The organism is Actinomadura atramentaria DSM 43919 (assembly GCF_000381885.1).
In the GTDB taxonomy this organism is placed as follows: domain Bacteria; phylum Actinomycetota; class Actinomycetes; order Streptosporangiales; family Streptosporangiaceae; genus Spirillospora; species Spirillospora atramentaria.
In genome coordinates, this window is record NZ_KB907215.1 from 274,302 (window position 1) to 288,643 (window position 14,342).

Sequence of the window (14,342 nt, forward strand, 5' to 3'; positions counted from 1 at the left end):
CGGAGTCGCCGCGTCCGCGCCCGGTCGCCCAGCTCGAAGATGTGGAGATAGGCGAGCCCGTACGGGGCGACGGCCGCGAGGAGCGCTCCGTAGAGCTCGTCGGTGTCGCTCTCGCTGAGGCCGTAGTTTGAAGGGGTGCTCTACGGGCGGGACGAAGAACGACGCCGCATCACCGAACTGGTCGCCGCCGCGCGCGCCGGACGCAGCGGCGTGCTCGTACTGCGCGGCGAGGCGGGCATCGGCAAGACGGCGCTGCTGGACGCGGCCGTCGAACCGGGCCTGCGCGTGCTGCGCGCGACGGGCGTCGAGGCCGAGTCCGGGCTCGCGTTCGCCGGGCTGAACCAGCTTCTCTGGCCGATCCGGGAACGCCTCGACGCGCTGCTCCCCGATCCGCAGGCGGGCGTGCTGCGCGGCGTCCTCGGCCTCGGGCCCGTGCTGCCGACCGACCGGTTCGCCTGCGGCCTCGGGCTGCTGACGCTGCTCGCCGAACTGGCCGCGGCCGAGCCCGTCCTGGTCCTGGTGGACGACGCGCACTGGCTCGACCAGGCGACCGCCGAGACGCTGCTGTTCGCGGCGCGGCGGCTCGCCGCCGAGGGCGTCGCGCTGCTCGTCGCCGCCCGCGACGGCGCGGGGCCGGACGCGCCGACGCCCGGCGGACGGCCCGGCTTCCCCGCGACCGGACTGCCCGAACTGGCCGTGGGACGGCTCGACGACGCCGCCGCCGACCGGCTGCTCGCCGAACGCGGGCTCCCCTCGGCGCGGCGCGCGTCCGTCATCGCGCAGTCGGCGGGGAACCCGCTCGCGCTCATCGAGTTCGGCGCGGCCGGACGGGACCTGCCGGACGCGCACGCGCCGGGCGGGCCGGGCCCGCTGCCGGTCGCCGACCGCGTTTTGGCCGGATACCGCCAGCGGATCGCCGCGCTCCCGGACGCCACCCGGCTGATCCTGCTGCTCGCCGCCGCCGAGGGACGCGGGTACATGCCCGCGCTGCTCCCGGCCGCCGTCGGGTTCGGGACGTCGCTCGCGGACCTCGGTCCCGCCGAGGAAGCGGGGCTCGTCACCGTCGCGGACACCCTGATCGTCTTCCGGCATCCGCTGATCCGCGCCGCCGCCTACCACGGCGCGACGGCCGACCAGCGGCTCGCCGCGCACCGCGCCCTCGCCGCGGCCGCCGAAACCCCCGACTGCGCGGTGCGGCACCGGTCGGCGGCGGCGCTCGTCCCCGAAGAGTCGGTCGCCGCCGCGCTGGTCGCGGCCGCCGAGCGGGCGTCGGCGCGCGGCGGACTCGGCACGGCCGCCGCGCTGTACCGGCGCGCCGCCGAGCTGACGCCCGTCGTCGCGGACCGCGCGCTCCGACTCGCGTCCGCCGCCGAGCTGGACCTGCTGTCCGGGCATACCGCCGAGGCGGACGAGCAGGCGGCGGGCGCCGAGTCGCTGGCGCCCGTTCCCGCCGTCCGCGCGCGGCTCGCGCGGGTCCGCGCCGCCGTCGAGTACGAGCGCGGCGACCCGCGCGCCGCCGCGCGGATGCTCGTCGAGCGCGGCCGCGACGCCGAAGACCCCGGGCTGCTGCGCGCCGCCGCGCTGTACGGGTGGACGGCGGGCGCGGCCGACGCCGTGCGCGCCGCCGCCGACCTCGCGCCGGACGACCGGCTCGTCACCGGGTTCGCCCGGCTGGCCGACGGCGACTACGCGGCGGGCGCGCCCGCGCTGGCCGCCGCCGTCGCGGCCGCCGGGGCCGCGCCGCCCGGGTCCGCCGAACGCGCCGCCGCCGTCGAGGCGGCCCTGGCGATCGGCGCGGACGACGCCGCCGCCGACCTCGCCGCCGAGGAGATCGCGCACCACCGGCGGCACGGGCTCGTCGGCGCGCTGCCCGCGCTGCTGCACGCGCAGGCGCGCGTCCAACTCGACCGGGGGCTGCCCGGCGACGCCGCCGCGTCCGTCGCGGAGGCCGCCGCGCTCGCCCGCGACACCGGCGCGGCCCGCCGCGCCGGACGCCTGGACGGGACGCTCGCCCGGCTCGCCGCGATCGAGGGCGACGCCGACCGCGTCCGCGCCGCGCTGGACGCGGTGCCCGGCGGCGCGTTCGCGAGCGCCGCGCTCGCGCTGCTCGACCTCGGCGCGGGACGGCCCGAGGAGGCGCTGCGGCGGCTCGGCCCGGTCGTGCGCGGCCGGCGGCGGCACGCGGGCGGGCTGATCCCGTCCGTCGCGGACCTGGTCGAGGCGGCCGTGCGCGCCGGGACGCCCGACGAGGCCCGCGCCGACGCGACCCGGCTGCGCGCGTGGGCGGACGCGACCGGGCAGCCGTGGGCGCTCGCGCTCGCCGCCCGCTGCGCCGCGCTGCTCGACGACGCCGAGGAGCCGTTCCGGCGCGCCGCCGCGCTGCACACCCGCGCGACGCGGCCGTTCGAGCGCGCCCGCACCGAGCTGCTGTACGGCGAGTGGCTGCGCCGCCACCGCCGCCGCGCCGACGCGCGCGTCCCGCTGCGGTCCGCGCTGGAGACGTTCGAGCGGCTGCGCGCGACGCCGTGGGCGGACCGGACGCGCGGTGAACTGCGCGCGGCGGGCGACCCCGGCGCGTCCCCCGTCGTCAACGGCGACGTCCTGGACCGGCTCACCCCGCAGGAGCGGCAGGTGGTGCGGCTCGCGGCGGCCGGGACGTCCAGCCGCGAGATCGCCGCGCAGCTCTTCCTCAGCCCGCGCACCGTCGAGTACCACCTCTACAAGGCGTATCCGAAGCTCGGCGTCTCGTCGCGACGGGAACTGGCCCAACTGGAACTAGCCGAAATGGCGTCCTGAACCGCCACAATAGGGACGATGACCGACGCCGCCCGTGCGCGCGCCGGGGCGTCGCTGCGCGGCCTCGCCGTCGGTGACGCGCTCGGCTCGCAGTTCTTCGTCCCCGCCAACCGCGCCGCCTTCGACTCCCGCGCCCTGCCGCCCGCCCCCTGGTCGTGGACGGACGACACCGAGATGGCCGCGTCCGTGGTCCGCGTCCTCGCCGACCACGGCGGCATCGACCAGGACGCGCTCGCGGCGAGCTTCGCCGAGCACCACGACTTCGACCGCGGCTACGGGCCCGGCACCGGGCGGCTGCTGCGGCTCGTCCGGGAGGGCGGCGACTGGCGCGTCCTCGCCCGCGACGCGTTCGGCGGGCAGGGATCGTGGGGCAACGGCGCGGCGATGCGCGTCGCGCCGATCGGGGCGTGGCACGCGGGCGACCCCGCCGCCGCGGCGTGCGACGCCGCGCTGTCGGCGGAGGTCACGCATCCGCATCCGGAGGCCGTCGCGGGCGCGGTCGCGGTGGCCGTCGCCGCGGCGCTCGCCGCCGACGCGCCGCGCCCGCCGGGGCCGTTCCTGGACACGGTGCTCGCGCACGTCCCGGCGGGCGCGGTCCGCGACGGCGTCGCGGAGGCGCGGCGGCTGCTCACGCTGTCCGATCCGCGCGCGGTCGCGGGCGTCCTCGGCAACGGGCGGCTCGTCGCGGCGCACGACACCGTCCCGTTCACCCTGTGGGTCGCGGCCCGGCACCGCGACGACTACGCGACGGCGTTCTGGGCGACCGCGTCGGCGGGCGGGGACGTGGACACCACATGCGCGATCGTCGGCGGCATCCTCGCCGCGCCGCCCGCTCCGTGGCTCGCCGCGACCGAGCCGCTCCCCGCCTGGGCCGACCCCGTCTGACGCCCGGCCGGTACCGTTGTCGCCCGGTATCGAGATGGCGGTCCGGGGCCGTTCGGCTAGACTGGCGCCGGGTCCGCCGGGGCACATTCCGGTGCGCTCCCACCCGTACACGACGACCGAACCCCGCTCGGGACGGCGTCGTCGCAGGTGGGCGGCGGTCCGCCAGGGTCGCTAGCTCAATTGGCAGAGCTCCGGACTTTTAATCCGTAGGTTGTGGGTTCGAGTCCCACGCGACCCACCTGCCCGTCCTTGTCCGCGTTGGCCTGCGCGCGCCCGGCGGGGCGGCGATGATGGGTCCGCGATGCACGAGTACCAGTACTACGAGTTCATGGCGCTGGACCGGCCGCTGGACGACCGGCAGCGGGCCGAGATCCGCGCGCTGTCCACCGGCGCGCGGATGACGCCGATCCGGTTCATCGACGAGTACGTCACGAGCGACTTCCACGGCGATCCGCGCACGATGATGGAGCGCTACTACGACGCCCATCTCTACGTCACGAACTGGGGCACGCACCGCCTCATGTTCCGGCTGCCCCGCGGGTTCCCGGGCGCGGACGTCGTCCACCGGTACCTCGCCGCGCCGTACGTCGTGTTCTGGACGCACGGGCCGCACCTGATCCTCGACCTGACGAGCGAGGACGAGGACGGGGACTGGGTCGAGGACACCGAGGGCGTGCTGGCGGGCGTCGCGGGCGTCCGCGCCGAACTGATCGTCGGGGACCTGCGTCCTCTCTACCTCGCGTGGCTCGCCGCCTACGGAAGGTGGGAGGAGGACGACGACATCTTCGACGACGGCGACATGGACCGCGTCGAGCCCCCGGTGCCCGCCGGACTCGACGCGCTCACCCCGTGCCAGCTCGCGTTGGGCGGGCTGATGCGCCTCGACCCGGCGCTGCTCGCCGTCGCCGCCGAGGGCAGCCCCGCGCGCTACGACCTGCCCGACGATCCCGACGCGCTGGCCGACTGGATCGGCGCGCTCCCGCCGCACGCGAAGGACCGCTACCTGCTCCGGATCGCCGAGGGCGGCGCGATCGACGTCCGGGCGGACCTGCTCCGCCGGTTCCACGACGCCATCGAGGTCGGCACCCATCCCGTGGGCCGCCCCCGCCGGACGGTCGGCGAACTCCTCGCCGCCGCCCGCGCGCTCCGCGCCGAACACGGGTACGCCGACCTGGGCGCCGAGCTTCCGCCGCTCTGAGCCGGGGCCCGCGCACGGCGCGGCGGATTGTGTTCATGACGTCGCCGACGGTAGTCATGCCGGGTGAACGACAGGTCTCCGGAATCCCCGACATGCGCTCTCCCCGACGCGGACGAGCCCTGGCGGGTCCGCCCCCCGCGCCGCCGCACGCCGTTCCGCCCCCGACACGGACGACGGCGGGGGCTCGTCTCCTTCCTTTCCCGGCCCCGGCGACGGTTCGGACGCCGCCCGAAACCGCAGGCCGAGCCGCAGCTTCAGCGCGAGCCGGGGCTCAAGCCGCGGTCCAGAGCGCGCGCTGGGCTGGCAATCGGCAATCCCGAGTCGCAGGTCATGTGCCAACCTGAGCCTTGGATCAAGCGCCGCAGCGAATCGCGGGCCTGGTCGATGCCGTGGACTCGGCTGCGCCGCGGTCTATGGGCTCGGCATGAGCCTGGCGCCAAACCTCAATCCGCGCGCCCGCGCGAGGTGCGCTCCAAGCGCCGCCGCACGCGGCGCGCCGGAAGGTGGAACACGCCGTGGACCTGGCTGCGGCGCGGCATGAGGACCGCCTTGTGGCGGGGAGCTGCGGCGCGGCTGCTGCGACGGGCGTGGCTCGGTCGGCGGCTGGTGGCAGGGTTCTCAGGACTGATGATCGTCGGAGTCGCGGCGGGATTCCTGCTCAGCGGCGCACCAGCGCGTACGACACCGGCGCGCCCGAGCACCGCTGCTCCCGATCGCGCTCCGACGTTCGGACCCCCGACGCCCGGCAGCCGCGCGGATGTCGCCGCGGACTCATTCCGGCGGTCGGCGAACGGGGACGACCCGCCGCACCGCACAGCGTCGTCCGGCGGCCCGAACTCCCGTGAGGCGGCGGCACCCGGCGGGCGGGCACGGCGGCCGCGCGCCCACCGCGACCAGCGCCCCGCGAGACCCCGAGCCCATCCGCCCCGTCCGCACGCGCCGGACTGGGCCCAAGGCGAATGCCGCCGCAGATACCCGAACGACGCCGTACGACAGAACGCCTGCACGCGCCTGCTGCACAACTTCGTCCACCGCTGAGGGCGGCCGGTCAGTGGGTGTGGTGGGCCAGAACTCGGTTCAGCAGGCGGGTCAGTTCGGCGCGTTCGGCGGTGTCGAGGGGGGCGAGCAGCTCGTCCTGGAGTTCGGCGACCAGGGCGTCCAGGCGGGTGAGGTGGGCGCGGCCCGATTCGGTCAGGGTCACGACGTTGCGGCGGCGGTCGGACGGGTCGGGGTCGCGGCGGACGTACTCGCGGTCGGCCAGCTCGTTCAGGATGGCGACCATGTCGCTGCGGTAGATCCCCGACCGGCGGCTCAGCTCGGCCTGGCTCGCGGGGCCGGACTCGCGGAGCACCGCGAGCACCGCGTAGTGCCATTTGCGGGCGTCCACGCCGGCGAGGCCCGCGCCGACGATGCGGTCCGCGAGCGCGGCGGTGAGCCCGAGCAGGCGGCTCGGCAGCTCGCGCAGTTGCTCGCTGCCCGGTACGCCGGCTCCCGGCTCGACGGCGCACGCCGCCACCGCTGCGTCTTCCCGCTCGCCGGCCTCGAAGCCGGGCGGAGGGGACTCGATGGGGTCGGGCATGACGGCGATCCTACCGGCTTGCGTTCGGACGACTAACGATCTACCTTCATTAGTAACACGAACGTTAGTCGAACGAACGATTGGACCCCCAATGGACTCCCTCCAGGACCTCCGCGACCGCGCCGAGCTCACCGACCTCCTCGCCCGCCAGGGCCGCTGGCTGGACGAGCGCCGGTACGACGACGACGCCTTCACCGCCTCCGTCTTCACCCCCGACGCCGTCGCGGTCACCGGCGGCGGCCGCGCCGAGGGCCGCACCGAGCTCATCGCGCAGGCCCGCCGCGCCCACGACCGCTTCACCGTGACCCAGCACCTCACCACGGGCGTCGCCGTCGACCTCGACGGCGACCGCGCCGCCGTCCGCGCGAACCTCGTCGCCGTCCTCGTCCCGGGCGAGAACGCGACGCCGATCGCGGTCGGCGAGGTGTACCGCTTCGACGCCGTCCGCACCCCGGACGGCTGGCGCTTCGCGAGCGTCGAGGCGACCCGCCTCTGGCGCTCCGGCGAAGTCCCCGCCGCGAGCTGAGAGGACCCCCGCCATGCCGACCGTCGACGTGCTCGACTCGACCATCCACTACGAGGACGCGGGCGAGGGCACCCCGTTCGTGTTCCTCCACGGCAACCCGGCCTCGTCCCATCTGTGGCGGAACGTGCTGCCGAACGTCGGCCCCGTGCGCCGTCTCGCGCCCGACCTCGTCGGGATGGGCCGCTCGGGCAAACCCGACATCCCCTACCTGTTCGCCGACCACGCCCGCTACCTCGACGCCTGGTTCGACGCGCTCGGCCTGGACGGCGTCGTCCTCGTCGGCCACGACTGGGGCGGCGCGCTCGCGTTCGACTGGGCGTCCCGCCACCCCGACCGGGTGCGCGGCGCGGCGTTCCTGGAGAGCATCGTCCGGCCCATGCGCTGGACGGACCTGTCCCCGCAGGCGCGCGAGCGCTTCGAGCTGGTCCGCTCCCCCGCGGGCGAGGCGATGGTCCTGGACGAGAACCGGTTCCTGCGCTCGGCGTTCACCGGCGGCGTCCGCACACCCGTCGCGGACGCCGACCTGGACGCCTACCTCGCCCCCTACCCGACCCGCGAGAGCCGTCGGCCGATCCTCGCCTGGGCGCGCCAGCTCCCGCTCGGCGGCGAACCCGCCGAACTCGTCGCCCGCATCGAGGCGTACGACGCGTGGCTCGCCAAGAGCACGGACGTCCCGAAACTGCTGATGACGTTCGAGGGCGCCCCGTCCCTGCTCATCGACGCGGCGGCCGCGCGGTGGTGCGCGGAGAACATCGCCGCGCTGGAGACCGTCCCGTGCGGCACGGCCGGGCACCACGCGCCCGAGGACCGCCCGGCGGAGATCGCCGCCGCGATCTCGGCCTGGTCCGCGCGGCACGGGCTCCGCGACTGAACGAGCGGCGGCGCCCCGGGGACGTCCCGGGACGCCGCCGCGCCCAGAGTTACTTGCCGGGCGACATCACCGGCGCGGACCCGGTCGTCCGGTTGATGATGTCGCTGCCCGGACTCCCGTCGCCCTTGGCGAGGTTGAGCGAGCGGTCGACCTCCAGCCAACTGTCGTTGCCCGCGTCCTCACCGCTGTTGGTGAAGTTGAACGCGTGGATGTTGACGTCGCGGGGACTGGACGCCGCGGCCGCCGCCCCCGCCGGGCCGAGGGTGAGCAGCCCCGCGGCGAGCACGGACGCGAGCGCCTTGACGAGCATGATGAACGGATTCCTCTCGATCGGGTGCGCGGCGGTCACGCGGCCGCGCGGACGGGTTCGGGCAGTGCGGCCGGGCGCGCCGCGAAGCGCTGCGCCAGCCAGGAGCACACCAGGAGCTGCATCTGGTGGTAGAGCATCAGCGGGAGCACGACCGTGCTGAGCGCCGCGCCCGCGAACAGCACCGACGCCATCGGCAGGCCGCTGGCCAGGCTCTTCTGCGACCCGCAGAACAGCGCGGCGATGCGGTCCTCGCGGGAGAATCCCGCGGCCCGCGCGAGCAGCGCCGCGACGGCCAGCGCCACGGCGAGCAGCGCCGCGACGACGAGCGCGAGCGCGGCCAGTTCGCGCGGCGCGAGCCCGCGCCAGACGCCGGCGACGACGCCCAGGCTGAACGCGGTGTAGACGACGAGCAGGATGACGGCCCGGTCGTACAGCGACAGCAGCCGCCGCCGCGCGCGGACGCGGTCCCCGATCCACCGCTGCGCGACCTGCCCGGCGAGGAACGGCAGCAGCAGCCGGACGGTGATGTCGCCGACGGAGCCGAGCGAGAACCCGCCGCCGCCCGCCGACATCAGCGCCGCTGCGAGCACCGGCGTCAGCACGACGCCGAGGACGCTCGACAGCGACGCGCTGCAGATCGCGCCCGCCTCGTTCCCCCGCGCGATCGACGTCAGGGTGATCGACGACTGCACGGTGGACGGCAGCACGCACAGGAACACGATCCCCGCGTAGAGCGGTTCGCGCAGCACCGCCGGGGCGAGCGGCGCGCACGCGACGGCCAGCAGCGGGAAGACCGCGAACGTGACCGTCGTGATCGCCGCGTGCAGCCGCCAGTGCCGCAGCCCGCGCAATGCCTCGGCGGTGGACAGCCGCGCGCCGTAGAAGAAGAACAGCACGACGATCGCGACGGTCCCGGCGCGGTCGAGAAAGTTCGCTGTGACGCCCCGCGCCGGGCACATCGCGGCGATTCCCACGGTGCAGAGAATCGCCGCGATGTAGGGATCGACGCGGAGTCGCGCCAGCGTCGCGGAAATGCCCCGCGCCGCTCTCCCCACGACCTCGGGAAAGGTCACGCCAGGACCTTTTCCGCCTTCGGGTGGTGCCGGCTGATATTGCGCTCCAGCAGTTCGAGCGATTCCTTCACGCCGACGCTTCCTGCGGTGACCGCGGGCAGCCGCCCGTCGTCGTCCTTCAGCCGGGCGATGGCGTCGTCCATCGCGGTCTGCGCGGCGAACAGGCACGGCGTGCTGTAGATCGCGACGTTCACGCCGAGCGCCGCCAGCTCCGACAGCGACAGCCGCGGCGACTTGCCGCCCGCGATCTGGTTGAACAGCAGCGGCTTGCCGCCGATGACGTCCCGGACCCGGTGGACCCACTCGACGCTGCGGACGCCGTCGACGAGCACGACGTCGGCGTCGGTCTCGGCGAGCGCCTTGGCGCGCAGCAGGATCTCCTCCTCGTCGGTGGCGTCGGTGCGCGCGACGACGACGAGGTCCCGCCGGGTGGCGAGCACCATCTCCAGCTTCTCCAGGTACTCCGGCAGCGGCAGCACGCGCTTGCCGTCCACGTGCCCGCACCGGCGGGGGCGCTGCTGGTCCTCCAGGATGACGCCGGACGCGCCGGTCGCCTCGAGCTGCTCGACGACGTGGCAGGCGACCTCCGGGTCGACGTACCCGTCGTCGATGTCCACCAGCAGGTGCCGGCGCGGGAAGGCGAGCCGCAGCCGCTGGACGAACGCGACGATGTCCGGCCAGGCGATGAAACCGATGTCGGGCAGGCCGTAGTGCGAGGCCGCGAATCCGAAGCCGGACACGAAGAGGCCGTCGTAGTGTTTTGCGGCGACGGAGGCGGAGAACATGTCGAAGACCCCGATGAGCGGGGTCACTCCCTCCGACATGATCTCGCGGCGAAGCGCGTCTCCGTAATTCACTGATCACTCCTTGGTCTCGCGTTGCGCGGACGGGGGCCATCGGGAAAAGGGCGTGGAACCCGTCCCGGAAACGCGGATTGCAAAGCCATTCCGCGTCGACCTCAGTTACCCATACCCCGGCTAAAGCTTGGCCCATCGAACCGTTAGTTCGTTACAAAAACAGGCGCGTTCGCCTTCGGCTCTTCGCGCGGATGGCCCGACTTCGTCCCGGCATCGACGGAAAAGACCCGCCCATCTTTCCGAGATTTTCTGATCACGGGAGGCGGCGCGTTTTCGGTGAACGGCGGATGAACGCCTCGACAACAAACCATGACGCACCCGGCTTTCCGGTCAATTCACCAGCGAAAAGGCGGTTCACTGGGCGACCGGTCGGCAGCGAAAGGCGTCCCGGTGAGCGGTATCAGCGTGTGGCAGTCCGTCGTGCTCGGGGTCGTGGAGGGGCTCACCGAGTTCCTCCCGGTCTCGTCCACCGGGCATCTCAAGATCGGCGAGGGGCTGATGGGCATCGACGTCGGCGACCCGTCGGTCGTCGGCTTCACGGCGGTGATCCAGGTCGGGGCCATCGCGGCCGTGCTCGTCTACTTCCGCGCGGACATCGTCCGGCTCGTCCGCGCGTGGTTCCGCGGCGTCGCGCGGCCCGCCGCGCGCGACGACCACGACTACCGGCTCGCCTGGTGGATCATCTTCGCGACGATCCCGATCGTCGTCGCGGGACTGCTCGCCAAGCCGCTCATCGACGGGCCGCTGGCGTCGCTGTGGGTCGTCGCCGCGTCGCTCGTCGGCGGCAGCGCCGTGCTCGCGGTCGCCGAGCGGTTCGGCCGCCGCCGCCGGACGGAGGCCGACGCGACCGCCGCGGACACGCTCATCATCGGCACCTCCCAGATCCTCGCGCTGCTGTTCCCCGGCTTCTCGCGGTCCGGCGCGACGATGTCGGCGGGGCTGCTGCGCGGGCTGGACCGGCCCGCGGCGACGCGGCTGTCGTTCTTCCTGTCGCTGCCCGCGCTGACCGGGGCCGGACTGTACGAGCTGAAGGACGCGGCGAGCGGCGACACCTCCGTCGCGGCGCTCGCGGTCGGGACCGTGGTCTCGTTCGCCGTCGCCTACGCCTCGATCGCGTGGCTGCTGCGGTACGTCGCGCACCACTCGTTCACGGCGTTCATCGTGTACCGGCTCGGCGTCGCCGCCGTGCTCGCCGGGCTGCTCGCCGCCGGGACGCTCAGCCCCTGACGCCCGGCACCCCGAAACTGGTTCGGCCGCACTTGGCGGCTAATGTCCGGGTCATGAAGCGGGCGGGGCGCGAGATCATCGAAAGCTGCCGGGCGAGCTTCGGACCGCCGCCGCGCCCGGTGGACCGCGCGCTGCGCGTCCGCGCGCCGCTCTGGCTGCGGGCGCGCCCGGCCGACGAGCTGTGGGACGTCCTGCGCGGGCACGACGCGCTCCTCGCCACCGGCACCGTCGTGTGGGGCAGCGTCGTCCAGGCGCACCGGGCGCTGCTGCGGCCCGGCCGGGGCGACCGGCCCGCCGTCGTCGTCTACAGTCCGGACCCGTCGTTCGACGACATGCCCGACGACCTGCAGGAGGTCGCGTCCGCGCTGTACGCCGCGAAGGGCACCGCGCCGGACGACCCGGGCCTCGCGCCGCTCGCGGCGGCGCTGGCCGACGAGGGGCGCCGCGTGATGCGGGCGCCGGTGCCGCGCTCGCTCGTCGGCAGCCTTCCGGCGTACGCGACGTCGCTGCTCGTCGCGCGCCGCCACCTGCCCGGCGGCCACCTCGCCGCCGGGACCTTCCCGCTCGTCGTCGCGCCCGGCCGCCCCGGCGGCCTGGTCCTCCCGAGCCGCTTCTGGCCCGACCGGCTCCTGCGCCTGTGGAACACCGCCGCCGAGAACTGACCGGCCTCCCCGCCGCGCCGCCTCACCAACATCCCCACCGAACCCGCCGTCAGGGCACACGCGGCCCCGCGCGCCGCGCTGTCCCACCCAACGGGCCCGGACGCCCGGACGGCTCCGGCTCATGCCGGGCGCAGGCGGCCCGGCGCGCCGCGCTGTTCCGTCTGCCGGGGCCGGACGGCCCCGGTTCGTGCGGCGGGCACGATCGCGCGTCGTGCCGCCCTAGCTGCCGGGCCCGACCCGATGCCGGGACGACCGCAGCCCTCGGCGTGACGCGGCGCGCTGCCGGGTCGGGGCCGATGCCGCCCGGCGCGTCGGCCGGGCGGAGCGACGGGTCAGGCGGACGGGACCGTCCGGCGGTCGCGTCGGCGGCGGCCGACGTAGCCGCCCTCGCGCGGCGGCGCGGCCTCCGCCGGCTGCGGCGTGCCGGACCGCGGCGGTGCGGCCTCCGGCGGCTGGGGCGTGCCGGACGGCGGCGTCCCCTCGGGCTCGGGCGTCGGAGCCGCGAGGGGCACTGCCGGGTAGAGCCCCGTCGCGCGCGTCGGCCGTTCGGAACGCTCCGGGGCGGGCCGCGTCGCGGGCACCGCAGCGGGCTCGGCCTTCGCGGGCCGCGCGGCGGCGCGCCGCAGCTCGTGCCGCGGGAACGTCAGCACCGCGAGCCCCGCGAGCAGCACGCTCCCGCCGCGCAGCATCACGATCGTCGTGTCGTGCGGCCACGGCTCGCCGAACAGCAGCGTCGCCGAGACGAGCAGGTGCGCTTTCGCGGTGACCGTCAACACCGTCACGAGCACGGTGAGCCGGCACCGCTGGAGCCCCACCGACAGCAGCCCGATCCCGAGAATCCCCGCGATGAGGAACAGGTAGAGGTGCGGCGTGGCGAACGGGTTGTGGCGGCCCTGCCGCATGAGCAGCGCCATCCCGAGCCCGAACGTCTCGGCGACGCCGAGCAGCACCCCCGCGCCGATGCCGTAGGCGATGCCGGTGATGGCGCGGGCATGGCGGCCGACGGTGACGCGGTCGCGCAGCGAGAACATCCACATCGGGACGAGCAGCGACGGCACGACCACGAGCGCGACGGCCCAGGCGGGCGGCAGCGCGGCCAGGTGCGGCCGGTGGACGGCGGCCAGCGGCGGCCCGGGCGCGGCGGTGACCGACAGCGCCGCGGTGGCCATCGCCGCGACGACGATCGCCATCGCGAACCACTCGCGGCGGGTGAGCCGCTCCCCGAAGCGGACGGCGCCGATGACGAGCAGGACGACCAGGCTCCCCGCGTACGCGGGGAGGGCGCTGGCGATGGGCAGCGTGAGCAGGGCGAAGTCGGCCATCGCGAACCCGGTGATCAGGACGACGAGGCCGAGGACCCAGCGCGGGCTGCGCACGACGCGGCCGGTGGTCTCCAGCGGGCGTCGCGCGGACAGCGGGGGCATCGTGGTGGCGGCGGACTTGAACAGGACGAAGGCGACGACGAAGACCACCTGTGCGGCGCAGGCCAGCAGCGGCGCAGTCATGGGCACCCCCGGGGGTGAGGCCCCTCCGGGTCGCCCGGACCCCCGGCCCGGCCTCTCCGGACGGGCGGAGACGCTTATAGCCGGATAGTGACATAACACACGCGCCGAATAATCGGCTCCGATGACGGAGAATGTCACCTCATTGTGTGCTGCGGTGAGCAATAGCCGGACCGCGGTTTGTTCCTTTCGCGCGCCGCCGCCGAGCGGGAGGGTAGTAACGTTGCGGGTAGGTCTCCCCACGTCCGGCGCGCGCTCGCCGGCCGACGCCCGTCCCGAAACTCAAGATCAAGTCACGCAGCGCGTTGCCGATGACTCAGCGTAGGTGAATGATTGCGTTGCGTTCCCATCTCACAGTGTGGTGATCTCGTGACTCTCGGCCCGACAGCCAGCGCCGCCTTCCCGCGCGCGGTGCCCGCAGGCGCGTCCGCGCCCTCCCCGCCGGGGCGCCGGACGTGACCGCCGACATGGAGCCGATCGGGGAGGCGTTCACCTGCACCGGCGAGCGGTCCGCCGGGCAGGCCGCGCGCCGGATCGTCCGGGACCGGGCCGCCAAGGTCATCGGCGACGCCGGGCGGCTCGACGACATCGAGCTGATGACCGCCGAGGCCGTCGCCAACGCCGTCCTGCACGGGTCGGGGCTGATCACGGTCGACGTCCGCACCGACCGGCGGCTGCTGCGCGTCGAGATCTCCGACGAGGGCCCGGGCCACGAGGACACCGGCGAGGTCCTGCGCCTGGACCACGGCCGGGGCCTCGTCGTCATCGACGCGCTCGCCGCCGAGTGGGAGCTGGAGCAGAGCGCGGGCGGCACCCACCTGTGGTTCACGGTGGAGGTCCCGCGGATGTGACCGGG

13 protein-coding genes and 1 tRNA gene are annotated in these 14,342 nt (G+C 75.1%); 9 read left to right on the plus strand and 5 right to left on the minus strand.

The genetic code is table 11. The annotated features are described in order from the left end of the window. The first annotated feature begins 135 nt into the window (after positions 1-135). From G339_RS0120680 to G339_RS0120695, 4 genes are all read left to right on the plus strand, one after another. The gene (locus tag G339_RS0120680; protein ID WP_019632976.1) at positions 136-2,796 is read left to right on the plus strand and encodes a helix-turn-helix transcriptional regulator; all 2,661 of its coding nucleotides are present in this window, start codon (positions 136-138) and stop codon (positions 2,794-2,796) included. An 18-nt stretch (positions 2,797-2,814) separates the two neighbouring features. Next, positions 2,815-3,681: an ADP-ribosylglycohydrolase family protein gene (locus tag G339_RS0120685; RefSeq protein ID WP_019632977.1), complete on the plus strand. Its 867-nt coding sequence runs from the start codon at positions 2,815-2,817 to the stop codon at positions 3,679-3,681. 165 nt (positions 3,682-3,846) lie between these two features. After that, positions 3,847-3,919 (plus strand) — tRNA-Lys (locus tag G339_RS0120690). A gap of 63 nt (positions 3,920-3,982) precedes the next feature. After that, positions 3,983-4,879: a hypothetical protein gene (locus G339_RS0120695; RefSeq protein ID WP_019632978.1), complete on the plus strand. Its 897-nt coding sequence runs from the start codon at positions 3,983-3,985 to the stop codon at positions 4,877-4,879. Positions 4,880-5,927: 1,048 nt separating this feature from the next. On the opposite strand, the gene G339_RS0120700 is transcribed toward G339_RS0120695, so the two are convergent. Beyond that, entirely contained in the window at positions 5,928-6,458 is a 531-nt protein-coding gene (locus G339_RS0120700; protein WP_019632979.1) for a MarR family winged helix-turn-helix transcriptional regulator, read from the minus strand. Positions 6,459-6,549: 91 nt separating this feature from the next. Between G339_RS0120700 and G339_RS0120705 the strand changes: the two genes are divergently transcribed. Together G339_RS0120705 and G339_RS0120710 are read left to right on the plus strand one after the other, a co-directional pair. Further along, positions 6,550-6,984: a nuclear transport factor 2 family protein gene (locus tag G339_RS0120705; RefSeq protein WP_019632980.1), complete on the plus strand. Its 435-nt coding sequence runs from the start codon at positions 6,550-6,552 to the stop codon at positions 6,982-6,984. 13 nt (positions 6,985-6,997) lie between these two features. Further along, a complete protein-coding gene (locus G339_RS0120710) occupies positions 6,998-7,855 on the plus strand; it encodes a haloalkane dehalogenase (RefSeq protein ID WP_019632981.1) in 858 nt (285 codons plus the stop codon). A 49-nt stretch (positions 7,856-7,904) separates the two neighbouring features. Here the strand turns inward: G339_RS0120710 and G339_RS0120715 are convergent, their stop codons facing one another. Genes G339_RS0120715 through G339_RS0120725 form a run of 3 tightly spaced genes read right to left on the minus strand, consistent with a single transcriptional unit; the run spans position 7,905 to position 10,095 of the window. Then, positions 7,905-8,204 (minus strand): hypothetical protein, encoded by a 300-nt coding sequence (locus G339_RS0120715; protein ID WP_019632982.1) that lies wholly within the window; start codon positions 8,202-8,204, stop codon positions 7,905-7,907. Beyond that, positions 8,201-9,238: a bile acid:sodium symporter family protein gene (locus G339_RS0120720; RefSeq protein ID WP_019632983.1), complete on the minus strand. Its 1,038-nt coding sequence runs from the start codon at positions 9,236-9,238 to the stop codon at positions 8,201-8,203. The genes G339_RS0120715 and G339_RS0120720 overlap by 4 nt, the downstream gene beginning before the upstream one ends. Next, positions 9,235-10,095, minus strand: a complete 861-nt coding sequence (locus G339_RS0120725) for an isocitrate lyase/PEP mutase family protein (protein WP_019632984.1) — start codon at positions 10,093-10,095, stop codon at positions 9,235-9,237. The genes G339_RS0120720 and G339_RS0120725 overlap by 4 nt, the downstream gene beginning before the upstream one ends. A 390-nt stretch (positions 10,096-10,485) precedes the next feature. Here G339_RS0120725 and G339_RS0120730 point away from each other — a divergent pair, with 390 nt between their 5' ends. Together G339_RS0120730 and G339_RS0120735 are read left to right on the plus strand one after the other, a co-directional pair. Then, positions 10,486-11,322 carry an undecaprenyl-diphosphate phosphatase gene (locus tag G339_RS0120730; protein WP_019632985.1) on the plus strand — a complete coding sequence of 279 codons (837 nt, stop codon included), beginning with the start codon at positions 10,486-10,488 and terminating at the stop codon, positions 11,320-11,322. Between the two features lie 53 nt (positions 11,323-11,375). After that, positions 11,376-11,984, plus strand: coding sequence for a hypothetical protein (locus G339_RS0120735; RefSeq protein ID WP_019632986.1), 609 nt, complete (start codon positions 11,376-11,378; stop codon positions 11,982-11,984). A 332-nt stretch (positions 11,985-12,316) separates the two neighbouring features. Here G339_RS0120735 and G339_RS0120740 read toward each other — a convergent pair whose 3' ends face one another. After that, positions 12,317-13,489 carry a DMT family protein gene (locus G339_RS0120740; protein WP_019632987.1) on the minus strand — a complete coding sequence of 391 codons (1,173 nt, stop codon included), beginning with the start codon at positions 13,487-13,489 and terminating at the stop codon, positions 12,317-12,319. A gap of 452 nt (positions 13,490-13,941) precedes the next feature. Between G339_RS0120740 and G339_RS0120745 the strand changes: the two genes are divergently transcribed. Beyond that, positions 13,942-14,337, plus strand: coding sequence for an ATP-binding protein (locus tag G339_RS0120745; protein ID WP_240489862.1), 396 nt, complete (start codon positions 13,942-13,944; stop codon positions 14,335-14,337). Positions 14,338-14,342: the final 5 nt, after the last annotated feature.

Excerpts from the sequence above, each read along its gene's own strand:
- G339_RS0120685 (WP_019632977.1), top strand. The coding sequence starts at position 2,815 with ATGACCGACGCCGCCCGTGCGCGCGCCGGGGCGTCGCTGCGCGGCCTC.
- G339_RS0120695 (WP_019632978.1), top strand. The coding sequence starts at position 3,983 with ATGCACGAGTACCAGTACTACGAGTTCATGGCGCTGGACCGGCCGCTG.
- G339_RS0120700 (WP_019632979.1), bottom strand. The coding sequence starts at position 6,458 with ATGCCCGACCCCATCGAGTCCCCTCCGCCCGGCTTCGAGGCCGGCGAG.
- G339_RS0120705 (WP_019632980.1), top strand. The coding sequence starts at position 6,550 with ATGGACTCCCTCCAGGACCTCCGCGACCGCGCCGAGCTCACCGACCTC.
- G339_RS0120710 (WP_019632981.1), top strand. The coding sequence starts at position 6,998 with ATGCCGACCGTCGACGTGCTCGACTCGACCATCCACTACGAGGACGCG.
- G339_RS0120735 (WP_019632986.1), top strand. The coding sequence starts at position 11,376 with ATGAAGCGGGCGGGGCGCGAGATCATCGAAAGCTGCCGGGCGAGCTTC.
- G339_RS0120740 (WP_019632987.1), bottom strand. The coding sequence starts at position 13,489 with ATGACTGCGCCGCTGCTGGCCTGCGCCGCACAGGTGGTCTTCGTCGTC.